The 24,731-nt window shown below is 48.6% G+C and carries 21 protein-coding genes and 1 pseudogene; 20 read left to right on the forward strand and 2 right to left on the reverse strand.

The annotated features are described in order from the left end of the window. Positions 1 to 11 precede the first annotated feature (11 nt). The 7 genes from pilM to B2M23_RS05895 all read left to right on the forward strand — a co-directional run bounded on the left by pilM (position 12) and on the right by B2M23_RS05895 (position 7,964). Positions 12 to 1,559, forward strand: coding sequence for a type IV pilus biogenesis protein PilM (pilM, locus tag B2M23_RS05865; RefSeq protein WP_038352486.1), 1,548 nt, complete (start codon positions 12 to 14; stop codon positions 1,557 to 1,559). Beyond that, positions 1,556 to 2,356 carry a hypothetical protein gene (locus B2M23_RS05870; RefSeq protein WP_038352487.1) on the forward strand — a complete coding sequence of 267 codons (801 nt, stop codon included), beginning with the start codon at positions 1,556 to 1,558 and terminating at the stop codon, positions 2,354 to 2,356. Before pilM ends, B2M23_RS05870 begins: the two co-directional genes overlap by 4 nt. Before the next feature lie 287 nt (positions 2,357 to 2,643). Continuing rightward, complete coding sequence (locus tag B2M23_RS05875) at positions 2,644 to 3,633, forward strand: prepilin-type N-terminal cleavage/methylation domain-containing protein (protein ID WP_038352488.1); 990 nt, start codon at positions 2,644 to 2,646, stop codon at positions 3,631 to 3,633. Positions 3,634 to 3,635: 2 nt separating this feature from the next. Continuing rightward, on the forward strand, positions 3,636 to 4,937 hold the full coding sequence (locus tag B2M23_RS05880) for a hypothetical protein (protein ID WP_013382384.1): 1,302 nt from the start codon (positions 3,636 to 3,638) through the stop codon (positions 4,935 to 4,937). After that, positions 4,934 to 6,235: a type II secretion system protein gene (locus B2M23_RS05885; RefSeq protein WP_038352489.1), complete on the forward strand. Its 1,302-nt coding sequence runs from the start codon at positions 4,934 to 4,936 to the stop codon at positions 6,233 to 6,235. Before B2M23_RS05880 ends, B2M23_RS05885 begins: the two co-directional genes overlap by 4 nt. Then, positions 6,217 to 7,095: a type II secretion system protein gene (locus tag B2M23_RS05890; RefSeq protein WP_038352490.1), complete on the forward strand. Its 879-nt coding sequence runs from the start codon at positions 6,217 to 6,219 to the stop codon at positions 7,093 to 7,095. The genes B2M23_RS05885 and B2M23_RS05890 overlap by 19 nt, the downstream gene beginning before the upstream one ends. Further along, the gene (locus tag B2M23_RS05895; RefSeq protein WP_038352491.1) at positions 7,092 to 7,964 is read left to right on the forward strand and encodes a type IV pilin protein; all 873 of its coding nucleotides are present in this window, start codon (positions 7,092 to 7,094) and stop codon (positions 7,962 to 7,964) included. The genes B2M23_RS05890 and B2M23_RS05895 overlap by 4 nt, the downstream gene beginning before the upstream one ends. 174 nt (positions 7,965 to 8,138) lie before the next feature. Here B2M23_RS05895 and B2M23_RS05900 read toward each other — a convergent pair whose 3' ends face one another. Beyond that, positions 8,139 to 8,870: a helix-turn-helix domain-containing protein gene (locus B2M23_RS05900; RefSeq protein WP_052237265.1), complete on the reverse strand. Its 732-nt coding sequence runs from the start codon at positions 8,868 to 8,870 to the stop codon at positions 8,139 to 8,141. Positions 8,871 to 9,102: 232 nt separating this feature from the next. On the opposite strand from B2M23_RS05900, the gene B2M23_RS05905 reads away from it, so the two are divergent. The 4 genes from B2M23_RS05905 (at position 9,103) to B2M23_RS05920 (ending at position 15,483) form a co-directional block, all read left to right on the forward strand. After that, the gene (locus B2M23_RS05905) at positions 9,103 to 10,731 is read left to right on the forward strand and encodes a YfjI family protein (protein WP_038352492.1); all 1,629 of its coding nucleotides are present in this window, start codon (positions 9,103 to 9,105) and stop codon (positions 10,729 to 10,731) included. A 115-nt stretch (positions 10,732 to 10,846) separates the two neighbouring features. Continuing rightward, positions 10,847 to 12,682 (forward strand): sensor domain-containing diguanylate cyclase, encoded by a 1,836-nt coding sequence (locus B2M23_RS05910; RefSeq protein ID WP_052237266.1) that lies wholly within the window; start codon positions 10,847 to 10,849, stop codon positions 12,680 to 12,682. Between the two features lie 179 nt (positions 12,683 to 12,861). Next, the gene (locus B2M23_RS05915) at positions 12,862 to 14,295 is read left to right on the forward strand and encodes a nicotinate phosphoribosyltransferase (RefSeq protein ID WP_038352493.1); all 1,434 of its coding nucleotides are present in this window, start codon (positions 12,862 to 12,864) and stop codon (positions 14,293 to 14,295) included. Positions 14,296 to 14,445: 150 nt separating this feature from the next. Then, positions 14,446 to 15,483, forward strand: coding sequence for an L-threonylcarbamoyladenylate synthase (locus B2M23_RS05920; RefSeq protein ID WP_038352494.1), 1,038 nt, complete (start codon positions 14,446 to 14,448; stop codon positions 15,481 to 15,483). Between the two features lie 92 nt (positions 15,484 to 15,575). Here the strand turns inward: B2M23_RS05920 and B2M23_RS05925 are convergent, their stop codons facing one another. Further along, on the reverse strand, positions 15,576 to 16,124 hold the full coding sequence (locus B2M23_RS05925) for a Uma2 family endonuclease (protein WP_052237267.1): 549 nt from the start codon (positions 16,122 to 16,124) through the stop codon (positions 15,576 to 15,578). 162 nt (positions 16,125 to 16,286) lie between these two features. Between B2M23_RS05925 and rpiB the strand changes: the two genes are divergently transcribed. From rpiB to B2M23_RS05965, 9 genes and pseudogenes are all read left to right on the forward strand, one after another. After that, positions 16,287 to 16,736, forward strand: coding sequence for a ribose 5-phosphate isomerase B (gene rpiB, locus B2M23_RS05930; protein WP_038352495.1), 450 nt, complete (start codon positions 16,287 to 16,289; stop codon positions 16,734 to 16,736). 180 nt (positions 16,737 to 16,916) lie between these two features. Further along, positions 16,917 to 18,239 (forward strand): UDP-glucose dehydrogenase family protein, encoded by a 1,323-nt coding sequence (locus B2M23_RS05935; protein ID WP_038352496.1) that lies wholly within the window; start codon positions 16,917 to 16,919, stop codon positions 18,237 to 18,239. 17 nt (positions 18,240 to 18,256) lie between these two features. After that, positions 18,257 to 19,129: a UTP--glucose-1-phosphate uridylyltransferase GalU gene (gene galU / locus B2M23_RS05940; RefSeq protein WP_013382371.1), complete on the forward strand. Its 873-nt coding sequence runs from the start codon at positions 18,257 to 18,259 to the stop codon at positions 19,127 to 19,129. Between the two features lie 207 nt (positions 19,130 to 19,336). Then, positions 19,337 to 21,040 (forward strand): phospho-sugar mutase, encoded by a 1,704-nt coding sequence (locus B2M23_RS05945; protein ID WP_013382370.1) that lies wholly within the window; start codon positions 19,337 to 19,339, stop codon positions 21,038 to 21,040. A gap of 95 nt (positions 21,041 to 21,135) precedes the next feature. After that, complete coding sequence (locus B2M23_RS05950; RefSeq protein WP_013382369.1) at positions 21,136 to 21,822, forward strand: TIGR00266 family protein; 687 nt, start codon at positions 21,136 to 21,138, stop codon at positions 21,820 to 21,822. A 106-nt stretch (positions 21,823 to 21,928) separates the two neighbouring features. Continuing rightward, positions 21,929 to 22,555, forward strand: coding sequence for an LbetaH domain-containing protein (locus B2M23_RS05955; protein WP_038352497.1), 627 nt, complete (start codon positions 21,929 to 21,931; stop codon positions 22,553 to 22,555). 11 nt (positions 22,556 to 22,566) lie between these two features. Further along, positions 22,567 to 22,986, forward strand: a pseudogene (locus B2M23_RS21865) (2-thiouracil desulfurase family protein); the annotation flags it as partial. A gap of 45 nt (positions 22,987 to 23,031) precedes the next feature. Beyond that, on the forward strand, positions 23,032 to 24,081 hold the full coding sequence (locus B2M23_RS05960; RefSeq protein ID WP_038352554.1) for a D-alanine--D-alanine ligase family protein: 1,050 nt from the start codon (positions 23,032 to 23,034) through the stop codon (positions 24,079 to 24,081). A 162-nt stretch (positions 24,082 to 24,243) separates the two neighbouring features. Further along, complete coding sequence (locus tag B2M23_RS05965; protein WP_038352498.1) at positions 24,244 to 24,690, forward strand: YwiB family protein; 447 nt, start codon at positions 24,244 to 24,246, stop codon at positions 24,688 to 24,690. Positions 24,691 to 24,731 lie beyond the last annotated feature (41 nt).

The following is a 24,731-nucleotide window of genomic DNA, read 5'->3' on the forward strand; positions in this document are numbered from 1 at the left end:
AATAAGAGAGTATGCAGACAACCATCTATTTAGGCAGCGACGCCATCCAGATACTCCAGGGGGATGTGCGCGGCGGCAAGCTGACCATTTCAAAGCACCTGACCGTGGAGATGGGACCGGGCGCCATGATCAACGGGGTCATCACCAACGAGGATATGCTTCTTGACGCCATCGACCAGGCCGATGAGGCAGGCGATATTGATTTTCACAACACTAATCTGGTCATCAATTCCAGCCTGATCGTCAACAAAAATGTGGCTGTGCCCAAGATGACGCCAAAGGAGCTCACCGAGCTGTCCCACCACGAGTTTGAGGACGCCACTAATTTTGAGAATCTGATCATTGACTACAGCGGTATCCGCGGAAAACAGGGCACCAACATGCTCTGCTGTGCCGTGGAGCGTGAGGTGCTGGAAAGCTACATCCGCCTTTTTGAGACGGCAGGCATCAAGCTCAGACGCATCGACACTGCCCTGAACGCCACCATTAATTATGTGGAGGCCACAAACGAATACGACGGCCAGACCTTTGCCATCAACATGCTGGACGGCAACAACCTTATGTACGCCCTTTTCGAAAATGGTGTGTATACATTCTCCAGCCAGGCCAGAATCATGGCAGAGCGCGGTACCGAGGCTTTTACCATCGAGATGGCCTCCAAGCTGTCCTCACTGGTACAGTTTAACAAGAGCCAGAAATCCGAGTACATTCTGGACAAGGCCTACTATGCTGGGCTGACAAGAGACGAGATCCGGCGGCTGCAGGCCTATGTGGACGATACAGAGGTATCGGTCCATGCGGTGGAGAACACCGGGAATATCCAGGAAAATTTCAACATTGATGACGATTTTCTCCTGTCCGACTATTTCTATCCCGCGTCTCTTTTCTTTGAGAAAAAGAACGACGTCAATCTGCTGACGAGCTACAAGACAGCGCTCAAGCCCCAGCGCTCCTTTTCCATCAAGAACAAATGGGCTATTCCGCCACTGGTGGTCGTGGCGGTCATGGTCATTGGCTTCACGTTTTTTACTATCATGAATTACAATGTGGACCGTGCCCTTAAAAAGGCCAACAAATACATCAATGACCCCACCAACGTGTCCGAATACAGCGAGGCTCAGCAGCTTGACAGCGCCCTGAAGATCATCCAGAGCCAGACCAGTATTCTGGATACTAACCGCAAGGCCATGGAATCCTATCCGGTGGTCAACAGCGATAAAGCTTACCAGGTGCTCAACCTTGGCAATAACATTACCGTGGGCGCCCTGAGCTACGACTGGACCACTGGGGGCGTGAGTATTACCGCCTCTGCGCCCAACGAGTTTGCGGCAGCGGCCTATGTCAGCGAGCTCAACCGCTCTGGCCTGTTCAGCAGTATTGAGTACCAGGGCTACAGCCTGAGCGAAGGCAGCACCTCCACGGTGGCCAATGGCTCATCCACAAGCACATTGCCAAACGGCCAGACGGTGACCACGCCAAATACCGAAACCGTCAAAACGCCGGACAGCTACGGCTTCTCCGTTGTGGCCTATCTGAAACCGGGGGTGGTGCAGCAATGAAAAAACCAGAATTTAAAAAGCCTAACATCAAGCTGAACATCAATTACGAGTTTACCAAACGTGAAAAGGGACTGCTCTATATTTTAGGCATGGCCCTGCTCATCGTGGCTGCCCTGTACCTGGTGTTTTTTCCGGGGATCAACAAATATCAGGCCCTGTCCGAAGAGCGGAGTGAGGCCGAGTTTAAGCAGCAGAAAATGGAAATGGCCATTGCCAGCCTGCCAGCCAATAAGACCATCAAGGACGCAGCCGCAGCCGATCTTTCGGCCAAAAAAGAAGGCTATGAAAAGCGCATGACCAACGATGAGCTGGATAACCTCATCACCAACCTGGTGGTCGACGAGGGCTTTAAAGCCCAGGATCTCGCTATTACGGCCAATGAGATTGCTACGGTGGCTACCTTCGGCAGTGACGCTGCCGAGTCCAATGAATCTTCAGACACCACCACCGAAGCCCAGGAAATGAAAGACCTGGCCGAGATGCAGGGCAATACCACCACTGACGAAAACAGCACGACTACCACTGCCGAGCCCACCATCAGCGGCATCTATATCGGGACCGTCACCATGACGATCCAGGGAAATATCGGCCAGTTTGAGAACCTGTTAGACACCGTCAATGGCCGCTCCGATATCCAGATCACCGCTTTTGACGTGAGCCCGGGAACCAGCAGCGCATCAAGCTCAGGCAGCAGCAATAAGGTTGCCAACCTGCGTGCCGGCACAAACACGGTCAGTGTGACCTTTAACGTGTATATGGTCGATAAAGGCGCTGCCGCGGCCAACACGGCTGAATAACAAGCTATTAATTGAGGATGGGCACACCCCATTCTCCTTTGATAAACCTCCCAAAGTCCCCAAAATACTGCGCCAGGTACTTTTCGGGATTTCGGGAGGACATTTTAGCATTGTTTTTATTTTTTGATCAGAGCGCACCTGAGGGTGCTTTGTGATAAGGAAATGAAAAAGCCCGGGGCGGTAACGAAAAGTTACGTCCTGGGAAGCGATGAGACGACAGCCGGTAAAATTTACCGGCCCAGCACCACGGGCAGAACATCCAAAAGCCCGGAAAGGAGCGTTGATGGATGAAGAAACAATGGAAGCTCGACAATAAAGGCATGACCCTGCTGGAAGTGATCGTGGCCTTTGCGATTTTTGCGATTGCGGCTACGATTTTGATTACTGGGTTTAATGGGGCGCTGAAGGTTATGGGGAATAGTGAGAAAATAAAAAACGCCAGCCAGGAGAATACAGGGAAATTAAACGCGGTGGGTGCTTTGGCACTTGATGATCTTGAAGAATTAAAAAATTCTGAGATTACGACGATTCCAGAGAATGGTAAGGCGACGATATTAACCTTTTTTAAAAAATACGCAGTGCCTGGCACATTTTATATTGCGACTTCGACAGAAAAGGCAGATATGGATATGAAACTGTTTCAGCCAGATAATAGCGTGGACGCTCTAACTACGCCAACACTATCAGAAATACCCAAAAAAGAAGCAAAACCAGTGGAAGCGCCTACAGTGCCGGCTGAACAAAATGCCAATGTTGGTTATGGTGGATCAGTGCTCGACAGCAAAACAGGTAAATATTATGATAAATTGAAAAAAGATACATATATTGGCGTAATCACTTTAACACAGCCATTTACCGATGCAGATGCAGGTGGTGCTAATCAGATTCGTCAGCTCTATTTTACAAAAGATACGACTTCTATTGAGGTAAAAATGCCGGAGATACAAAAAAACCTGAAATTGGATTTGGATTTTCTTTATGTTAAAGGTAATATTATACAAGAAAACAATAGTAAGCTAATACTAACCAATATAAAAACAGTTAAGGACACTAATAAAAATAAAATTTTAATTTATTTTGCCAATGATGTTACTGTCGGGACAACGACAGGCATTGAAAAAGGATATTATCTGATTGATTTAGGTACGGCGGGGAAAGATCTTTTTAGCATGAAAAAAGAAGATTTTGATGTCTGCAATATCAAAAACATGTCCTATTTAGATCAAAATCAGATCGTGTATGATTATGTCACAAATTTATTTAAGGATAATAACTAGCCATGAAAGCAATAAATAACAAGCAGGGATCTGCATTGGTGTGGGTGTTGGTTATTTGCCTGATTTTTGGTCTTTTAGGAATCGCCATTGGTTGGGTTGCCCTGTCCATGAACCGGCGAAGTATAAAAAATGACAATCTTAATCAGAGCTATTTTACTGCACTGTCTACAGCTAATTCGGTTTTTAATAGCTTGAATGGATATGTTAGCGGCAATAATCAAAGTAAAAATTTTTATGATGATTTATATAAGAATCTTGTCTATGGAAATAAAGTGAGCGGGCAGAATTATTTTGTGAAATATGACAATGTTCTCGAAAAGGATGGTGGCTCTGTTCAGGAAAATACGGAGGGTATGGGAGAAGCGAATGTAGAAGCTGCCATGTCCAAAGGACATGCCATTATTACCTCTACCGCAACGGTAAACGACACAACAGAGACAGTTATTTTAGATGCTTACCGAAAGCCGGAAAGTATTATCTGGCCAGCGAAAGAATGGGCGACTACGTTGAAAGATGATGAACAGTTAAGCGGAGACAAAAACAGCAGAAAAATTTATGTGGGAAACAACAGCAGTATCGTGAACGATGAAACAAAAAAGAATGTAGCAGATAACACAATGGATGTGGCAGTCTATAAGTTGGAAGCAGAAAAAACACTTTCAGGTAAATTAACCATTAGCAGGGATATAGTGGGAAACGGCAACCTTGAAAAAAGAGCGGTTTTTATTTATTTAGAAAAAGGCGCAACTCTCAATATTTATGGAATGGATTATGAGCTTTTTAAAAATACTACGGCTCAAAATGTAACATCAACACAAAAGGATAAATGGTTTGAAAATGAGAAGGGCGAGTATACCACTGAAGCTTGGGAATATTATTATGGGCCAGATATTTTTATTTATATGGAGGATGAAGCTTCCGTTAATTTTATGAATCCTAATCGAAATGCAAATAGTAGCGAGATTGTGCCATTTCCCTTTTACATTACAGGTACAAGCAATACTGAAACAAAGCCAAAAGTAACGACAGAGAAGAATACAGATGTTAAAATTTATTGGATACAAGATGTCGAAATTTCAAAAAAAAATAATTCCGATGAATGGCTGACGGACAATGAAGGAAAAGTCTTTTCTAAAAATGAAAATAATGGTGTTCCGAGCCGTTTGCCCTTAAGTGGCTACAAGCAGGCTGGAAAACCTTATAATAATAATGCGACAAAGGTAGGGGAGACGCTTGCAGATAAAGGCGGTATTCTTCAAAACAGCTGGGAAATATACCAGTACGAAAGGAAGAAAATCGAATGAAAATTTTAAAACTGTCAGGAAAGGCAAAAAGGAATCAGAACGGCTTTACGCTCATCGAGCTAATCGTGACGCTGGCTATTTTTTCCATTATACTGGCAGTGGCCGGAAATTATTTGTATTTTGGAAACAATCTTTTTGCTCAAACTGAAGTTAAAAATACCCAAAAATATATTGGTGACAGTGTTTTTGAATATGTACAGAGACGTCTTACTTACGCTACACATGTGGAGATCATGAATCCAGATAAAACGAAAGATAAAGATCCTCAGTATGATAAGCTTTTTAGGCTAAGCGATAGCGGACAGCTTATGATTGGAACGTTTGAAAAAGAAGAAGAAAAGAAGAAAACTTACGCTTACACCAATGTTTTTGGTTCAGCATTTTATGATAGTGGCTATCAGGTAGATTATCAGGTAAAAGTGTTGGATACAACCCATTTAGAATTAACAGTCAATGTACTGGACAAGGGAAACACCAGTCCGGTTTATAGCACCAGCGAGGTGTTAAAAACCATTAATTTAAAGGCCAATACACGGGATAGCGGGAGCATTTTAGTGACAGGCGGCGAACGCAATGTTATTTATACGAACCCGGTGATTTCATACAACGAAGAAAAAACAGCCACCACCACCTATGATCCACTCGCGTTGAAAGATCAGATATTGGATACTTACAGTAGAATCATAAAGGGTGAGGCCCTTAAAGACGGTGAAGCGATAACGGGCTTAATTAATAATCAATTTGCTTCAAATGATTTCATTTCAGCTTACGTTACACAATTTTACTATAAAGGACAGCCTTATCTGGGAAGCTGGAGTAAAGATATTGTTTATGCATACTGGCCGGATTTCCCGGGATTCGATCAAAATACCATCGATAATGTTGACAAAAAAGTAATGGAACTTACAGAGTATAAGGGGACAGCAGATGACAAAAAAAGTGATAATCAAACCTTGACGAATTATCTGACAAATTATAAAGGCACGATGAAAATGCGGGCATATCTTATATCGGAATCCAATACAAAAAAAGTCTCATGCTTTGTATATGTTTCGAATTCACAGGGGCAACAGTGGGCAACCCGATTGATTTACTGCGATGTACCAGGAGAAAGCGGATGGTATTATCTTGCTTATAGAGAGGGTAAAAGAACAAACGGGAGAATTACAGATAATATTACTATAGACAATAAAGTTTGGCGAAAAGAGGATGGTGTATCTAGCAGTAAAACCCCCGTTTATGATGAAATAACAAACAAAGCCAGCACGCAGGAAGGGACATGGGTAAAAGTGGAATGAAAAAGCGTTGTTTGAGGTTTTTTAAAAAAAATTACTTTCAAACTGAAAAGGGCTTTACCATGATCGAGCTCATTGTCACGATTACTGTACTGGCCGTTATCGCGGCTTTTACCATCCCGTCACTTCTGGGTTTTGTTGATGATGCCAAGGCCAAAGATTGCCGGTCGAAAATAAATGATATTAAGCGATCCTATACGGATTTAGTAGTGGACAAAGGTGTAGAGGTGCCGACAAAGTATCGTAGTTTTTTGCTTGTCGATAAAATTGTTGTTGATAAATATGGTGGAAAAACCCAAGTGCCCGATACAGAAGATGAAACAGGAAGTAAAGTAGAAAAAGTTTATAAGGGTATTTGTCCGAGTGGAGGTATTTATCTTATTCAGTTCGTAGACACCAAAGAAAATGAAGATACGGAAGTTCAAATTCGTATTTTATGCTCTTGTGAAGGACATACAAGCGACAAGGCTGGGGTAACGCATATTGCGATACGTACTCTTGAGAATGATATAAAAAGTGAGAATTCCTTTATAGTAAGCTATTTTAATGCACATCCCACGAGTACATTGGACTCTACAGGTAAGAATTTTGCGCCAGATGTACAAAAAATATTGGAATTTTTAGGCGTTGATACAAAGACAACATGTAGTTGGCGGATTGAAAAAATTGGTGAAGACTATAATATTTATTGGACAGAAATTTTTATTGATGATTTACCAGAGGGAAGTGAAATATATGTAACAAAATATAATGTGTCAACAGGTAAGTTTTATTATGCTAAGACAAAAGTTGGAGTACACTCTGATGGTGAAAAGAATATAAAACATATCGAAACAAATGCGGATTGGATAGAAAATAAATGATAAATAATTTGAGAAAGATGAAAAAATATAAAAATTCTAGCGGCTTCACCCTCGTAGAACTAATCATCGTCCTCGTGATCCTCGCTATCCTTGCAGCATTTACCATCCCCGCCATGCTAGGCTTTGTGGGAAACTCAAAAGAAAAGCTGTGTGAATCAGCCCGGAGCGACTGCCTGCGTTATTATCAGACCCAGGCGACAGAAAAATTGCCAATAACCAGAGAAGAAGCGATTCCTATTTTAGCAAAGGCAATTCAAAACAGCTATGGTGATGCAACAGTAGAAAATAATGTCGCAAAAGGTGTTTGCCCGGCAGGTGGTGAGTACAATCTGGCAGAATGTAGGTTTGAACTAGAAAACGGATATTATCGTTTGAAAGAAGTGCCATGTAGTGTGCATCATGATAAGGATTCATCACGACCGAATTTGGATGCATCAAAGAGTTTGGCAGAAAAATTATTGGATTTATTTAAATCAAATCAGCAGTCAGATTTTATCAAAGAGTTTTTCAAAGAAAATAATAACAGCTTAAAACCTGTGGACGACATTGACCTGAAAAATATTTTTGGTGAGGATTGGAATTCAACGATTAACGGAAAACCAGAGTCGCTATATTGGCGTCCATTGACCATGGAAGTGAATGGTGAAAAAACTTATATCATGTATGCTAATACAACGAATACACAAGACCATGCGCAGTGGAAAGGATATGTTGTTGAAATAAATGGTGTGTATTACAAGACAACAAAAACAAATAGCTATAACGGAATGCTTGATCAATCTGACAGTCTGTCTAATAAAACTAGTTTTCAAAATAGCGAGGAACTGGAACAATGGATAATAGACCATCACTTTGAAAAAGTGAGTTGAAATTTTTTTGAATCTACCTCCCGAAAACCCGAAAACTCCTTTTTCTCAAACTTTTCAGGATTTCGGGAGTTTTTACTTGCTTAACAAAAGGTATGTGTTTAGGCGAAATCGGAATAACATATTATTATATTCAAACATCAAAAAACGACCGGCAAATTTTGCCGGTCGTCTTTTTTATTCTTCTTCTCCAAATTCCTCATCCACTTCCCTTAGCCATTTAAAATGCTTGTTCAGCTTCATCTGGTCTTCTGGTGGGAAAGGGCGGCCTTCCTTTGTATAAATACGGTATTTATACAAAAGCTCAAGGCAGTCGTCCAGCTGGTTGGGCACATTTTCGGAGATATGCTGGAAGGCAGGGTGGCTGGCGCCCTTTTCGATCATTTCGGCTTCCATGCTTTTTTCGAGACGGCGGAGCTCCTGGCTGTAGCTGGTTTCAATGCTCTCCTCGATCAGGGTGTGCAGCAGCTTTTCATTTTCGTCGGCATCGGGGTCGGGGGCCTCTTTGCGCAGCTGGCGGATGGCTTTGTCGGCCAGCAGACGGGTGTACTCAAAAAAGCTCTGGGATTCCAGCAGGATATTGAGGGCGGCATTATCGGTATGGGTTTTGTTAAAATGCTCGACGATGTTATCGCAGGCAGCAGGGCTCAGGTCCAGGAAATCCAGAACAGTGGGGTCTGGCGGCAGGGGGGACTGGGTATAGCCCAGCATATACTCGAAGCTGACGTCAAACTCATTGTAGAGGGTATCCATGACGCGCAGGTCGGGCAGGCGCTCGCCGCTTTCGTAATAGCTGAGGCTGGCCGGGGCGATGCCGAGGCGGGCGGCCATCTGAGCCTGGGTAAGTTTATGGGATTTCCGGAGCTCCCGGAGGCGGGCTGGAAAATAGGAAAGGTTGATTTCAGACATTTAGTGCCTCGTTTCTTAAATAATACTTAAATTTTATAAAAAGTTGATTATTTTAAAGGAGTTTGGATAATAAAATAGAATAATCACTATAGTGAATAATTAATATTTTATTCACTATAGTGATTATATCAAGAATAAGATGAATTGGCAAGTAGTTTTCAAAAATTTAAGAAAGCATGGGGTAATGATGATGTCAACAACCACGAATTTATTGGTTCAGGGGAATGGGTGCATGATTGGGGAGAAAACACCCAACGCGTTGAGACTGGAGGCAGAAACGCGTGAAAAGCGCCGTCAGGATGAAATTGCGCAATACGCGCCGCTCAAGTGCATTGAGCTGGTTCAAGATCAGCTGCCGGATTTTCCGCTGGACTGCCTGCCCGATGAATTAAGGAAATTTGCCGAGCAGGTTTCTGTCTGTAAGCAGGCCCCTGTGGACGCGGTGGGGGTATCGCTGCTTTCCATGATCTCTCTGGCGGAAGGGGGCCGTTTTAAGGTGGATCCGGGTGTAAAGGCAGTGTACCAGAAGGGGATCAATCTGTATACCATGACGGTGATGGAATCGGGTACGGGCAAATCGGAGATCATGAATGTGTTAAAAAAGCCGGTGGAGGATTTTCAGCGTGATTACAATAAGAAGTATAAAGAGCAGATTGAAATGGACGCAAACTGGCAGAATGTTTTGAGGGACCGTGTGGAAAAGACAAAAAAACAGTGTGTGAATGGCAAGGCGGAGTATTCGGATCTGCAGAAGGCACAGGCCGAGTTTGCGGCCTTTAAGCCGATGAAAAGGCTGCAGTGTATAACGGATAATGTGACCTCGGAGGCACTGGAAAACCTGTTGGCTGAGAATGGCGGTGTCATGTCGGTGGTATCGACAGAGGGGGGCGTCATTGATATTATGGCAGGGCGCTACAGCAAGGACGGCACTTTGAATATTGATGTTTATCTGCACGGGTACAGCAATGAATCTCTTGATAAGGGGCGTATGAAGCTCCACATACATCTGGATAACCTTTATCTGACGGTAATTTTTTCGATTCAGCCCACGGTGCTCAGCAGCTTTATGCGCAGGGATTTTATTGAAAAGGGAATGACGGCGCGCTTTCTGTACGCCATTCCAAAGGATTTTGGGAAGCGTCTGCTCAGGGATTCTAAGGATATTGAGCCTCTGTGCCAGGCCAATTATGAAAATAAGATTCGTGATATTATGGCCATCCCGCGCAATGAAGGAGAATTGTATGAACTGCGGTTTTCGGAGGCGGCGACGGAGCTTTTGGTGGTTTATAACGATGATGGGATTCAGGAGCGTATCGGGGAGGATCTTGCCTGTATCCCAAAGGCGAGCAAGCGCGTGATCGGCCAGACCATCCGCCTGGCGGGGATTTTACACCTCATGGAGCATGGCAGCGGTGCGGTGGAAAAGCGTGAGATTTCGGCTGAGACAGTGAAAAAAGCGATCCGCCTGACCGATTATTTTCTGGAGCACACCAAGGCGGCGCACAAAACGGTGGAGGACAGCGAGGAAGTGCAGAATCTGAAATATGTGTGGGAAAAATGCCGTGCGCTCAAAAAGCCTGTGGTGCCCCATGATGTGCTGCGTGAGAGCTGCCGCGGCCGTCTGCGCACCAATGAGGAGCAAAGGCCGTATATCGGCGGCCTCATTGAGAAGGGCTACCTGAGAGAGCTGCCAGCCGATAAAAAGGAAAAGGGAAAGGATGGAAGGCCCAGGGCAGTGCGTTACGGGATCAATCCGCTTTTATATGATGAGGTATTGGGTAAAAAAGATTCTGTTGTCACAAAATTGCATCCCGAAATCCCGAAAAAAACGCCGCTGGAGGAGACTGCGGAGGTATCGTAAAGTCAAACCAGCTGTGTATTTTTCAGATGTTTAAGGTTTGTAAAGGAGAAGCAGTTGTGATAAAATATAACATGATATTATAGAAGGCATCGGACAGATAAAGGGGGTTGCTTTTATGAGAAATCAGAAAAAAGTCAAACGAACAGGCAAGCGCATTGTCCTGGATATTTTGTTTGCCGCTCTGATTGTTTTCCTGATTGCGGCCTCCTTTTTTGATTTTACCAAGCGCGTCCGGTTATCTGTCCATGAAAATGCCGAACAGACTCTGCGTGAGATGAACCAGGAGGGCGCTCTGCTGCTGGAAACGCAGATCAAGCGGGATTTTGAGTTTTTACATAGCCTGGCGGCCATTATGGTAGAGGATGGCTCCATTGACTATCCGGAGATGATCATACGCAATCTGGGCCTTGGCCGTGACAATTATTCCTTTGACCGGATGACCTTTATCCAGGCAAACGGCATAGCCTATACATCTACAGGTGCCGAGCAGGATCTGAGCGGCCGCGAGTATTTTAAAAAGGCCATTGGCGGCGAGGACGCTGTCTCGAATATTTTGATTTCGGAGTATTCGGGTAAGGAGGGCTTTGCTGTGGCGGTGCCGGTTTATAAGGATGATGCTGTGGTTGGCGTTCTTTCAGGCTCGTATCTGACGGAAACCTTCAGCAATGTGGTAAACATGGAAGTTTTTGGCGGCCAGAGCATGACTTATGTGGTGCAGCCAGACGGCAGCTATATTCTGCTGCCCGAGGATGGCGCCATTGAGGTGCAGCAATGGTCAATGGACGGCGACTCTCAGGAGACAATACGGGAAAAGATGCGGAATGGCGAGGAGGGCTACGCCTCCTTTGGCAACGGGGAAGAAACCTGGCGTTTCAGCTATGTACCCACCACCATCAACGACTGGTATGTGGTGACCATTGTACCGGACCACGTGATCATGAACCAGGCGGATTATATCAGCCAGATGGCGCTGGTTCTCTGCGTCAAGATTGGCCTGGCGCTGGCCCTTGTGGGTGTTTATGTCGCGGTGAGCCACCAAAGGAATGAGCGCAAGGAACGGGAGCATCGGGAGCTGTCCCGCATGGATAATGCGCGCTACCGTGTGCTGCTTGAAAATATGGATGCTCTGTTTTTTGAATGGGATTTGACGGACAATACTCTGGCCTGTTCCCAGGGCTGGAAAGAGCAGCTGGGCTATACGCCAGGGCTCGATGACATTGAGAACGGCACGATTGTGGACGCGCCGGAGTCCCTTTCCTTTACGGGTTTTCTGGAGAGTGTGCGCGGCGGCCTGAGCCACGGTGAGGAGGAATACCGTATGGAACGCGCGGACAGCACTGTTTTCTGGTGCCGTGTGCGTCTGACCGGTATCAAGGACCAGCAGGGCAATGTGCGCCGGATCATGGGCCTCATCGAGGATATTGACACCCGGAAAAAGCGTGAAGTCCAGCTCATGAACCAGGCCAGCCGGGACTCGCTGACCAATCTTTACAACAAAAAGGCCACCGAGGAACAGATCACCTTTATTCTGAAAAATGAGCAGCGCGAAACCTATTGTCATGGCTTTTTCCTTTTGGATATTGATGATTTCAAGGGCATTAACGATACCTATGGCCATGGTGTGGGCGACCAGGTGCTCCGGGACATTGCGGACTGCCTGCTGCGCCTGTTCAGGACCTCGGATATAGTGGGCCGCATCGGCGGTGATGAGTTTGCCGTTTTTCTGAGAAATACCAACACCTCTGAAGATATACTGAAGCGCGCCCGGGAGCTGATCGCGGATTTCCGCCAGATTCCTGTGACCGAGGGGCAGTATGTGAGCTGCAGCCTGGGCGTGGTGGTTGCCGAGAACGGCGAAAAGGATTTTAAGAGCCTGTACAGCCACGCGGACGAGGCCATGTATGAGGCCAAACGCAAGGGTAAAAACCAGTACGCGGTCTACGGAGAATAAAGAATCATAACAGGAAAAGAGAAGCCGGCGCTGCCGGCTTTTTTTCGGGATTTCGGGAGGCCTGGAGTGGAAAATTTTGAAAAGAATTGGATTTGAACGGGCTAAAGTGCTACAATAGAGAATGAAACACGCATCCATCGAAAAAACGGATAAACCGATGTGTGATAAAGGAGAGACTTATGCAGTTTGAACGGAAACTCCAGCTCGCGACCGACTTGTATCAGATGAGTATGGGCAACGTTTATGTAGAGGACGGCAAACAGGACGAAATGGCTGTCTTTGACGTTTTTATCAGAAACAACCCCTTTAGCGGCGGCTATACCGTGGCGGCCGGGCTGGAACAGGTCATAGAATATATAGAAGGGCTGGCCTTTGAAGAGGAGGATGTACAGCTTCTCAAAAAGAACCACCCGGAATTTTCAGATAAGTTTATCAGCTATCTGCGCAATTTTAAATTTACCGGAGAGCTTTACGCCCTGCCGGAGGGGACGATTTTCTTCCCCTTTGAGCCCATTATCCGGGTCAAGGCGCCGCTGGTACAGGCTCAGCTGGTTGAGACCACTATCCTGAGCATCATCAACCACCAGACGCTGATCGCCACCAAGGCCTCCCGCATTGTGGAGGAAGCCCGTGGCGGCGCGGTCATGGAGTTTGGCCTGCGGCGTGCCCACGGCACCGAGGCGGGCTATTTCGGCGCCCGCGCCGCAGTCATCGGCGGCTGTGTGGGCACCTCGGTGGTGGAAACCGAAGCCATGCTGGACCGGCCCTCCATGGGAACCATGTCCCACAGCTTTATCCTCAGCTATGACACAGAGCTGGAGGCCTTTGAGAAGTTTGTCAAATACAATCCGCAGAACGCTACGCTGCTGGTCGATACCTACAACACCCTGGAACAGGGGGTGCCCAATGCTATTAAAGTCTTTAAAAAAGCGCTGGCAGAGGGCGGTATTACCGGGAAATACGGTATCCGAATTGATTCCGGTGACCTGGCTTACCTGACCGCAGAAGCCCGAAAGCTGCTGGATGAGGCGGGGCTCCAGGATGCGGCCATCTGCGCGTCCTCAGACCTCGACGAGTACCTGATCAAGGACCTGAAGCTCCAGGGCGCCAAAATTGATTCCTGGGGCATTGGCACCAAGCTCATCACCGCCTATGATTGCCCGGCCCTCGGCGGGGTATATAAACTGGCGGAAATTGATGGCAAGCCCAAGCTCAAGGTATCTAACGATCCCTGGAAGATCACCAATCCGGGCTATAAGAAAATTTACCGGATCTACGGAAAGAGCAATAACATGGCTCTGGCTGACCTGATGACCCTGGATTCTGAAACCATTGACGAAAGCCAGCCGCTCACCATCTTCCACCCCATGCACACCTGGAAAAAGCGCACCATTACGGATTATTACGTGAAGAAGCTGCTGGTGCCGGTGTTTGTGGACGGGAAATGTGTATATGAGAAGCCCACCATCCGCGAAATTCACGACCGGCTCGTGCAGGAAAAACAAACCCTGTGGCCTGCCTTCAAGCGTATGGTGAACCCCCACGTATACCACGTGGACCTCTCCCAGCCGCTCTGGGATATGAAGCAGCAGCTGCTGAGCGAGGCAGAGTGAATATAATGGATAGTTGATAGTGGGTAGTGGATAGTTTCTAAGCAAAATGCCTTTGGCATTTTGCTTAGAAATCAAATTTTCTGAAAAGAAAATTTGTACAATAACTATTAACTATTAATTGTCAACTATCAACTGGATAAAGGTGTTTTTATGAAAACAGAACTATTTAAAACGGACAGCCCCCTGCTCGGGGTTGTCCATTTGACCAAGGCCGGCGAACTGATTGCCAGGGGAGAGACGGTGGTTTTTCCCACAGAGACGGTGTACGGCCTGGGGGCCAACGCCCTGGATGAAAGCGCCGTGAAGAAAATATTTGAAGCCAAGGGACGCCCGGCGGATAACCCGCTTATTGTGCACATCGCCGACCGGAATGACCTTGAAAAGCTGGTGACAGAGGTGCCTGAAAAGGCCGAAAAGCTCATGGATGCCTTCTGGCCCGGGCCACTGACACTGATCATGCACAAGAGCAGCGAGGTGCCGGAGATCGTGACCGCAGGGCTTGATACCGTTGCGGTGCGCTTTCCGTCCAACCTTATCGCCCTGGGGCTGATCAAGTCCGCCGGGGTTCCCATCGCGGCGCCCAGCGCCAATATCTCGGGACGGCCAAGCCCCACAAAAAGCGAGCATGTGATCGAGGATATGATGGGCCGCGTCTCTGCCATCATTGTGTCTGAGGATACAGATGTCGGGCTGGAATCTACGGTGGTGGACACCACCACCGAACCGCCGACTGTGCTGCGCCCGGGCGGGGTGACCGTGGCAGAGTTGGAAGCCGTCATTGGCAGGGTGCAGGTATCGCCCAACGCCACCCAAAATGTGATCCCGGAAAAGGCCAAATCGCCGGGGATGAAGTATACGCACTATTCCCCGAAGGGCGATCTGGTCATTGTGAAGGGCACAGACGCCGAGAAGGTTGAGAAAATCAACCGCCATATCAAGAAGCACGAGGAAATGAAAATCGGCATTCTGGCAACCGACGAGACCATGAGCAATTACCATTCGGGTATCATCATCTCCCTGGGAAGCCGGGAAGACCCGGATGAAATGAGCCATAATCTTTTCGCCAGACTCCGCACTTTTGACGACCTGGGCATTGAGAAGATCTACGCCGAGGACATCGAAGTCGGCAACGACACCCTGGCACTGGCCAACCGGCTGTATAAGGCCGGAGGGTACCATTTTATATAAAACCAAAACCAACCCGTATCGCCGCGATACGGGTTGATTTTGGTTTTGGGAAAATTGAAAGAAAGCGTTCATCAACTATCAACTGAATTATTTCACGTTTCAAACACATCGTCCAGCGCGAGCTCCAGTCCCTTAAAGAGCGGTGTCGTCAGCACTTCTCCGCGGATGTAGATGTCGGCCTCACTGAGCTCAAAGTGATGGATCGTTATATTTTGGGATTTGGGATCGACAATCCAGTATTCTTTCACGCCGGCCATCTGGTACTTGTTGAGCTTGGTAAAAAGGTCATAGCTTCTGGTGGCTGGGCTGAGCACCTCGATGATAATGGTGGGCGTATCCTCGTATCGAGCGCCTGAAAACTGGTCAGGGTCGCACAGGATGCTGATATCGGGAATAAAAATATCGTTTTTCAGCTTGATCTCAGCCTCGGAAAAAACCTTGCAGGTTTTTCCTTTAAAGTAAGGGCCAAGCCCGATGATCAGATTGGTGATGAGCATCTGGTGTATCAAGGTGGCTTTGGGTGACATCATGACCATCCCATCTACAAATTCATAGCGTTCCTGCTGGTCTCTTGGCAGCTTATCAAATTCTGTCAGTGTCATATTTTCAAATTTTGTATCATTTTCCTGTAACAAGCCCATAGGATTACCCCCTTTTTCTTAATCATACTTGCTGGACGATAAAATGTCAAGGAAAGCCATTTTGATTAAGAATAATACTTTTACAAAGTTTCTTAATGTTTACTATCGTTAAAATTGGGAAAGTATGATATAATAAACAAAAACGAATCGGAGGAAACTCAAATGAAATTAGCAATTGGATCGGATCACGGCGGGTTTGACCTGAAACAGGTTGTCATGGAATTGCTCCGTGAAGAAGGCGTTGACTATACAGATATGGGGCCAGAAACAGCGGAATCAGTGGATTATCCCATATACGGGCAGAAGGTTGCTGAGGCGGTAGCGAGCGGCGAATACGACCGGGGGATTGCCATCTGCGGTACCGGCGTGGGCATCTCCATCGCGGTGAACAAGGTTCCCGGCATCCGCGGTTCACTCTGTACTAACGAATATATGGCTGAGATGACAAGACGCCACAACGACTCCAATGTGCTCGTGCTGGGCGGGCGCGTCCTGGGAGACGACCTGGCAAAGAACATTGTCAAGACCTGGCTGCACACCGAGTTTGAGGGCGGCCGCCACCAGCGCCGGATCGACATGATTGGCGACATTGAAAAAAAATACGATAAATAAGACGATAAGGCCTTCCAAAAACCCTTTTCAGGATTTTGGGAGGCTTTTTCCATGCCTGGGAATCAGAATTTCTAATGGAAAATTAACGGTGTTTATGTTATAATTTGATATTAAGTATACCATTTATAAAGCACTAAATACTGCTGTAAAGGGCGGTGTTTATTTTTGAAGGAGAGCAAATTGATCATTAGTGTAATAGGCGCAGGTGTCCTGGGACTGGCGTACGCGGCTTCCTTTGCCCGCGGCGGCCATCAGGTTTACTGCACCGACATGGATGAAGAAATTGTCAATGCCGTGAAGGAAGGCGAGCTTCCCGGCTATGAATCCGGACTGGAACGGGTGGTGGCTGAGGCTGAGGCCACGGGCAATCTGGAGTTTACCGGCCATCTGCGCAAGGTTATCAAGGAGGCGGAGGTCATTTTTATTACCTGTGAGGTGCCTGAGGATGACGAACACATGCCAAGCCTGCGGTTTGTACGGGCCATTGCCCAGAGCATCGGCAGCCAGATGGAGGAGCCCAAGATTGTAGTCTTAAAATCCAGCGTGCCCCCCGGCTCGTCGGTGGTCATTGAGGAGACTATCCAGAAAGCCCTTGACGAGCGTGAGGCGGATATCCATTTTGATGTGGTGTCCTCACCGTCCTTTGCCAAGGCCGGCAGCTTTTTGAAGGACATTGAGCGCCCCCGGTTTGTGGCCATCGGGGCGGATAATGAGGAAGCGCGTGAAAAGGTACGGAACCTGTACCGCGAGACGGGCATTGTGATGAACAAGATCATTGACGCCTCCCCGGCAGAGGTGGAGATGGCCGACTATGCTATCAGCGGCCTGGTCGCGGTAAAAACCGCGTTTATCAACGAGCTGGCCATGCTGTGCGAGAAGCTGGACATCGACGTGGACATGACCACCCGGATCATGGGCAAAGACTCCCGGATTTCACCCCAGCTGATGGACCCGGGGCCGGGCTACGGCGGCAGCATTCTGCCCAAGACGGCCCGCGCCATGGTGCGCATTGCCGAAGAAGCGGACGAAACCGCTGAGGTTCTGAAGGGCGCCATCACAGCCAATGAGTGCCAGAAGCAGAAATGTGTGGCGAAGATTGAAAACATCATGGATGGCGTGGGCGGAAAGACCATCGGTATTCTGGGGCTGTCCCCGGATTTCGGCACCGATGACCTCCGGGAGGCGCCGTCGCTGGATATTATAAGATGCCTTGTGGAAAAGGAAGCCAGCCTGCGGATTTACAATCCCGATGGCTACCAGCAGGCAAAATGGCGGCTGTTTAAGGAAAAAGACGCCATTACCTTCTGCGATGACATCTACGAGGCGGCTGAGAACGCCGACGCGCTGGTGGTACTGACCAAATGGCCAAACACCCGGGCGACGGACGAAAACCAGCTGAAGGAAAAAATGAAGGGCGATATACTCATCGACCTGCAGAACCTTTTTGTGAAGCGCAAGGAGGTTAAGCAGCTCTTTAAATACTATGGATTAGGGATGCATTAAGCATCAGAGGAGGAATTATGAAAGTAAAAAAAGCGGTCATTCCGGCTGCGGGCCTGGGCACCCGTTTTCTGCCGGTGACCAAATCGGTCCCAAAGGAAATGCTGCCCATTGTAGACAAGCCGACGATTCAGTATATTATTGAGGAGATTGTGGACTCTGGCATTCAGGAAATCCTGATCATCACCGGGCGGAACAAGGACATCATCACCAACCATTTCGACAATGTGCCAGAGCTGGAGTTTAACCTGAAGATGAAGGGCAAAACCGAGGAGCTCAGGATGATCGAGGACATTACCAATATGGCCCGCATCTTTACCGTGCGCCAGAAGGAAGCCAAGGGCCTGGGCCACGCGGTGCTCTGCGCCAAGGAGTTTGTGGGCGATGAGCCCTTTGCCGTGGTGCTGGGGGACGATATTGTCTACAACCCGGAAAAGCCTGCTCTCAAGCAGATGATCGAGGTCTTTGACGAATACCAGGCCTCTGTGATCGGCGTGCAGACCGTGCCGGATGACCAGGTGGACAAATACGGCATTGTCTCTGGCAAGCCTGTGACCGGGGACATTTTTGAGGTGGACGACATGGTCGAAAAACCAGCCATCGGCACCGCGCCGTCTAATTTAGCCATCCTGGGCCGCTACATCATCACACCGGCTATCTTCAACATTCTGGAAAATACCGGGAAAGGCGCCGGCGGCGAGATCCAGCTGACTGACGGCCTGAAGACTCTGGGCGAAAAACAGCGCATACTGGCCTATGACTTTAAAGGCCGCCGCTACGATGTGGGCGACAAGCTGGGCTTTCTGGAAGCCACGGTTGAGTACGGCCTGCGCACACCAGGGCTTGAGGAGCGCTTTACCGAATACCTGAAAAATTATTTCCATCACAACTAAACAAAAGCGTCATGGGGGACGCGCGGTCTGGAGCAGGGGATAAAACCGTCTGCCCGGAGCGGCGTGTTCCCTGTTGTTTTTTGTGAAAATTTTATAGAAGTTTTACAGAATTTGACACGCATTTTTGTTGAGTCAAACCATTATTTCGGGTATAATAAGATCATGTAACCGAAATCAATCATTTAAAATCATATAAGGAGGAACACAATGGGCTACAAAGAAGTATACCAATTATGGAAAGATTATCCGGAGCTGAACGCAGACCTGCGGGCTGAGCTTGAGACAATGACCGACGAGGGTGAAATCGAGGACCGTTTTTACCAGGACCTTGAATTTGGCACTGGCGGGATGCGCGGCAAGATCGGCGCGGGCATTAACCGGATGAATGTTTATATTGTGGCAAAGGCGACCTATGGACTGGGCAAATACCTGCTGGGGGCAGACCCCAAAAATGCTGAAAAGGGTGTGGCCATCGCCTTTGACTCCAGAAATAAATCGGCTGAATTCGCACAGACCGCCGCGCGTGTGCTGGCGTCCATGGGCGTTCAGGCCTACCTGTTTGAAAGCCTGAGACCAACACCAGTGCTGTCCTTCACCGTACGCCACGTGGGCGCTGCTGGCGGGATTGTCATCACCGCTTCCCACAACCCCAAAGAGTACAACGGCTACAAGGTCTACGGCCCCGATGGCGGCCAGATGGTTTCTCCGGCGGCTGACGAGCTGGTGGCTGAGATTGAAAAAATTGACAATTATTTTGATATTCCGCTGGCCAATATGCAGACAGCTGTGGAAGACGGCATGATCCAGATCATCGGCAGAGAAGTGGACGACGCTTACGCCGCTGCGGTCGAAAATGTGGTAAAGGCGAACCCGGGCAGCGACTTAAAGGTGATTTACACGCCCATCCACGGCAGCGGCAATGTGCCGGTGCGCCGTGTGCTGGATGACCTCGGCTATAAAAATGTGACAGTGGTGGCTGAGCAGGAACAGCCGGACGGCAGTTTCCCGACGGTTTCCTATCCGAATCCTGAGGAACGGTCAGTGTTTAACATTGCCATGGAAATGCCTGAAGCCAGGGATGTGGACATCATCATCGGCACCGACCCGGACTGCGACCGTGTGGGCGTGGTCGGACGCAACGCAGAGGGCGAGTTCGTGGTCTTTACCGGTAACCAGACCGGCGCGCTGCTGGTGGACTATTTCCTCAAGACCCGCACCGGGCTGCCCGACAACAAGGTGGTCATCAAGACCATTGTGACCAGCGAGCTGGGCGGTATCGTGGCCAAATCCCACGGGGCTGAGGTGGTGGATGTGCTCACCGGCTTTAAATACATCGGCGAACACATGACAGAATACGAGGCGACCGGCGAAAAGACCTTTGCCTTTGGCTATGAGGAAAGCTATGGCTACCTGGCAGGCAACTACGCCCGCGATAAGGACGCTGTGCTGGCCTCCGCGCTGGTCTGCGAGATGGCGGATTACTATAAAAAACAGGGGATGACCCTGTACGATGCCCTGGAAGGACTGTACCAGAAATTCGGCTACTTTATTGAGGGCATCCAGTCCATGACGCTGGAGGGCATCGAGGGCAAAAAACAGATCGCAAACATCATGGAAAAATTCCGCGCCAACCATTTCAACACCTTTGCGGATGAAAAGCTGGTGACCTACAATGACTACCAGTCTAAGGAAAGCCTGGATCTGGCGGGCGGCGAAAAATCCGCCATTGACCTGCCAAAATCCAACGTGCTCAAATTTGTCTTTAACGAAAATTCATGGTACGCCCTGAGACCTTCGGGCACTGAGCCGAAGCTGAAGGTTTACTACTCTGTGACCGGCAGGAGCCGCGAGAGCGCAGAGGAAAAAATGGAAATTCTGAGAAAAGCGGTTAATGAAATCATCGAGGCCTGATCCTTCACCAAACCGGAGGACAGAGCAGCCCCCGGAATCCTGAACACGATGTTTTCGGGATTTCGGGAGGCTTGTTTAAGGAATAGGAGTAAAAAATGAAATATGAAATTATTGGCGATACCCTGCCGGTTGTAGAGCTTGAGCTGGACCGGGGTGAGCAGATTTATACAGAGTCCGGCGGCATGTCCTGGATGGACCCCTGTTTTGATATGGAAACCAGCACCAGAGGCGGTGCGCTGAAAGCCATTAAGAGGAGCTTCAGCGGCAATTCGCTATTCCTGACCACCTACACCTGTACGGGCGACAAGGGAAAGATCGCCTTTGCGTCGTCCTTCCCGGGCAACATCCGGGCAGTGCATCTGGAGGCGGGACAGTCCATCATCTGTGCCAAAACAGCTTTTTTGGCGGCTGAGGAATCTGTAGATTTCTCAATTTTCTTTAAGAAGAGTGTCAAGACCGGCGTTTTTGGCGGCGCAGGCTTTATCCTCCAGAAGCTCACAGGGCCTGGGCTGGTGTTCCTTGAGCTCAATGGCAGCACCATTGAGTACAACCTTGAGGAAGGGCAGACCATCAATGTGGATCAGGGACACATCGCTGTGTTCCAGGAAAAGGTGCACTTTGACGTCACCCAGGTAAAAGGCGCTAAAAACATCCTGTTCAGCGGCGAGGGCCTGTTCTTTGCCACACTGACCGGCCCGGGGCGGGTTGTGCTTCAGAGCATGCCAGTGGACAAGCTGGCCAAAGCCCTGATCCCCTATATGCCGACCAGCACCAGCAGCTGAGGCTGAAAAGATAAGAATCCATTCCCGCAAAGGGGTGGATTTTTTTGTTTTTATCCGGGCGGTGTGGTAAAATGAAGTAAATGAAGGAAAGGAAAAATGTGCGGAAATGAGAGAAATGGTGGTTATAGGAACAGGCCTTGCTGGCAGAGTGATCGCGGACGCTTTGAGAGGGCCTGAGGTCACCTTGGCAGGCTTCCTGAGTGCGGACCTGCCCCCGGACGGCTGGCCCTATCCGGTGCTGGGAGCACCGGAGGATGCCCCAGGCCTTTCCAGGGATGGCAGGGGCTTTATTGTGGCAGCGGACAGCCTGAAAGACCGCGAGGCTGTGGTCAGGGCTTTTCCGGAGCTCGGCTATCAGGCGGTAATCCATCCGGCGGCCCATGTGGCAGCGGACGCGGTGGTAGAGCCCGGCGCCTATATCGGAGCCGGCGCTGTTGTGGGGACTGGCGCGTCGATCGGTGCTCACAGCGTCATCGGAGAGGGCAGTATCGTCGGGGCTCTGAGCCGGATCGAGCCCTATTGTGAGCTGCTGGCCCGGGTCAATATCGGCCATGAGGTTACAGTGAAGGACCACACCTTTATCGGTCACAGCGCCACGCTCAAGGATAAGATTACCATTGCCGCAGGTACGGTGATTCAAACGGGCGAGATTGTGGTAAAAGATATGGTGATGAAAATGGTCTACAAACGCGGGGCTTGGATTTATAAAGAGAATGAAGTGCCGAAGGAATGAGAGCAGATAAAATGAAAAGGGCGGAGCTCGTCATCAGCGCTTGCCTGGCCGGGGAGGCCTGCCGTTACGACGGCCGGGACAACCTGGTGCCCGAGCTCAGGGCGCTGGTGGAGGAAGGAAAGGCAGTGACCATTTGTCCGGAATGCCTGGGCGGACTGGAAATTCCCCGAAAACCCTGTGAAATTAGGGTAGTCAAAGGGGAAAGGAAAGTGTATAATGTAAAAAATGAAGATTTAACGAACGCCTTTAAAAAAGGGGCGGAAAAAGCGTTATCCCTTGCCAGGAATGCGGGCGCGCGGCTGGCGGTGCTCAAGGCAAAGAGCCCCTCCTGCGGGTGCGGCTGTGTCTATGACGGCAGTTTCCATAAACGGCTGGTGCCTGGAAATGGCATAACAGCGGAGCTGTTCCTGCAAAACGGCCTGACGGTCATGACAGAGCAGGAGTGGCTGACGCAAAAATTTAAGGAGGAATCCATTATGGAGAAAAAGATTAATTTAGGCATTGTATTCGGTGGACAGTCTGGCGAACATGAGGTGTCACGCGCCTCGGCCTGCAATGTCATTGAAGTGATTGACAAAGAAAAATACGATATTACCCTGATCGGCATCACCAAAAACGGTGACTGGAAGGTCTACACCGGGGACTATAAAAACATTAAGGACGGCTCCTGGGAGCAGGATACGGACAAAATCCACGCGGATTTTTCCATTTTCCACGATCCCATTATCCAGGATGTGGATGTGTTCTTCCCCGTGCTTCACGGACCAATGGGCGAGGACGGCACCATCCAGGGCCTCTTTGAGCTGATGAACAAGCCTTATGTGGGCTGCGGTGTGCTGGCTTCCGCTGCTGGCATGGACAAGGTGGCCTCCAAAATGCTTTTTGAGAGCGCTGGCATCCCAGTGGGCCCATATGTTTACTTCAAACGCAGAGACTGGGAAAAGGATCCGGACCGCATCATCGATGACATCGCAGGCCGGGGCTTCCCGGTATTTATCAAGCCCTCCAACATGGGCTCCAGCGTCGGCATCAGCAAGGCGCATAATAGGGAAGAATTCATCGACGGCGTCAACGAAGCGCTCCGTTACGATCATAAAATCGTGGTTGAAGGCTTCCTGAACGCACGGGAAATTGAATGTGCGGTTCTGGAAGAAAACGGTGAGATCAAAGCAGCGATTCCTGGCGAAGTGGTCGCCTCCAAGGAATTTTACGATTATGAAGCAAAATACAGCGACAACCAGGACTCCAAAATCGTGATCCCTGCACAGATCAGCGACGCTTTGCTCGAGAAAATCCGCGAATACGCCATCAAGGCCTTTGAGGTGATTGACGGCAGCAGCCTCAGCCGTGTAGATTTCTTTGTGACCCGCGCGACCTACAACATTTATATCAATGAAATCAACACCATGCCAGGCTTTACCAATATCAGCATGTACCCGAAAATGTGGGAGAACATGGGCGTTTCTTACGCTGAGCTGGTTGAAAAGCTGATCCAGGGCGCTGCGGTTAAGCGTGTCAACAACTAATTGCAGATTATTTAAGAAAATCCTTGAAAAATAAAGCCATAAATGATTTAATAGAGACACTAAAGTTAAAAGTGTACAAAGCGCGAAGCAAGGTGCCTCCGGGTAGCGGCTTCCTGCTGTGCAGCAGCCTGAAAAGTTTGTAACGATTCGGAGGTGATTGTTGTGACAGATGATGAAAGAAAAAAAGTATGGCTTTCGATTACTGGAATCGTGAGCGATCAGCACCGTAGTGAGGATAAGATGGAGTTTTCAACCGAAGGCGATATGTATAAGGAAAAAAACATCTCTTGTCTGACCTATAAAGAATCTGAGGTCTCCGGCATGGAGGGCACCACCACCACTGTGAAGGTGGAGGGCGGTAAGATTTCCGTGATCCGCCTGGGCTCAGTAAACTCACTCATGGAATTTGAAGAGGGCAAGCGCAATGTGACGCTCTATTCCACCCCCTATGGTGACATTGCCATGGGCATCTTTACCAAGGGTGTGAACATTGCCTACAACGACCGGAAGGACCCGGTCAATGTCAAGGTCGATTATGCCATCGAGGTTGAGGGAATGACCAATACAGAAAATACGCTGGACATTCGGATCAGTAATTATAAAAACTAAGAAAAAAGGGCGAACGCTGTTCGCCCTTTCTAGTTGATAGT

It is taken from the genome of Eubacterium limosum, assembly GCF_000807675.2.
Taxonomy (GTDB): domain Bacteria; phylum Bacillota; class Clostridia; order Eubacteriales; family Eubacteriaceae; genus Eubacterium; species Eubacterium limosum.

Excerpts from the sequence above, each read along its gene's own strand:
- B2M23_RS05925 (WP_052237267.1), bottom strand. The coding sequence starts at position 16,124 with ATGGGCTTGTTACAGGAAAATGATACAAAATTTGAAAATATGACACTG.
- B2M23_RS05920 (WP_038352494.1), top strand. The coding sequence starts at position 14,446 with ATGAAAACAGAACTATTTAAAACGGACAGCCCCCTGCTCGGGGTTGTC.
- B2M23_RS05875 (WP_038352488.1), top strand. The coding sequence starts at position 2,644 with ATGAAGAAACAATGGAAGCTCGACAATAAAGGCATGACCCTGCTGGAA.
- rpiB (WP_038352495.1), top strand. The coding sequence starts at position 16,287 with ATGAAATTAGCAATTGGATCGGATCACGGCGGGTTTGACCTGAAACAG.
- B2M23_RS05945 (WP_013382370.1), top strand. The coding sequence starts at position 19,337 with ATGGGCTACAAAGAAGTATACCAATTATGGAAAGATTATCCGGAGCTG.
- B2M23_RS05905 (WP_038352492.1), top strand. The coding sequence starts at position 9,103 with ATGATTGGGGAGAAAACACCCAACGCGTTGAGACTGGAGGCAGAAACG.
- B2M23_RS05870 (WP_038352487.1), top strand. The coding sequence starts at position 1,556 with ATGAAAAAACCAGAATTTAAAAAGCCTAACATCAAGCTGAACATCAAT.
- B2M23_RS05950 (WP_013382369.1), top strand. The coding sequence starts at position 21,136 with ATGAAATATGAAATTATTGGCGATACCCTGCCGGTTGTAGAGCTTGAG.
- B2M23_RS05895 (WP_038352491.1), top strand. The coding sequence starts at position 7,092 with ATGATAAATAATTTGAGAAAGATGAAAAAATATAAAAATTCTAGCGGC.
- B2M23_RS05880 (WP_013382384.1), top strand. The coding sequence starts at position 3,636 with ATGAAAGCAATAAATAACAAGCAGGGATCTGCATTGGTGTGGGTGTTG.
- galU (WP_013382371.1), top strand. The coding sequence starts at position 18,257 with ATGAAAGTAAAAAAAGCGGTCATTCCGGCTGCGGGCCTGGGCACCCGT.
- B2M23_RS05885 (WP_038352489.1), top strand. The coding sequence starts at position 4,934 with ATGAAAATTTTAAAACTGTCAGGAAAGGCAAAAAGGAATCAGAACGGC.
- B2M23_RS05960 (WP_038352554.1), top strand. The coding sequence starts at position 23,032 with ATGGAGAAAAAGATTAATTTAGGCATTGTATTCGGTGGACAGTCTGGC.
- pilM (WP_038352486.1), top strand. The coding sequence starts at position 12 with ATGCAGACAACCATCTATTTAGGCAGCGACGCCATCCAGATACTCCAG.
- B2M23_RS05910 (WP_052237266.1), top strand. The coding sequence starts at position 10,847 with ATGAGAAATCAGAAAAAAGTCAAACGAACAGGCAAGCGCATTGTCCTG.
- B2M23_RS05890 (WP_038352490.1), top strand. The coding sequence starts at position 6,217 with ATGGGTAAAAGTGGAATGAAAAAGCGTTGTTTGAGGTTTTTTAAAAAA.
- B2M23_RS05900 (WP_052237265.1), bottom strand. The coding sequence starts at position 8,870 with ATGTCTGAAATCAACCTTTCCTATTTTCCAGCCCGCCTCCGGGAGCTC.
- B2M23_RS05955 (WP_038352497.1), top strand. The coding sequence starts at position 21,929 with ATGAGAGAAATGGTGGTTATAGGAACAGGCCTTGCTGGCAGAGTGATC.
- B2M23_RS05915 (WP_038352493.1), top strand. The coding sequence starts at position 12,862 with ATGCAGTTTGAACGGAAACTCCAGCTCGCGACCGACTTGTATCAGATG.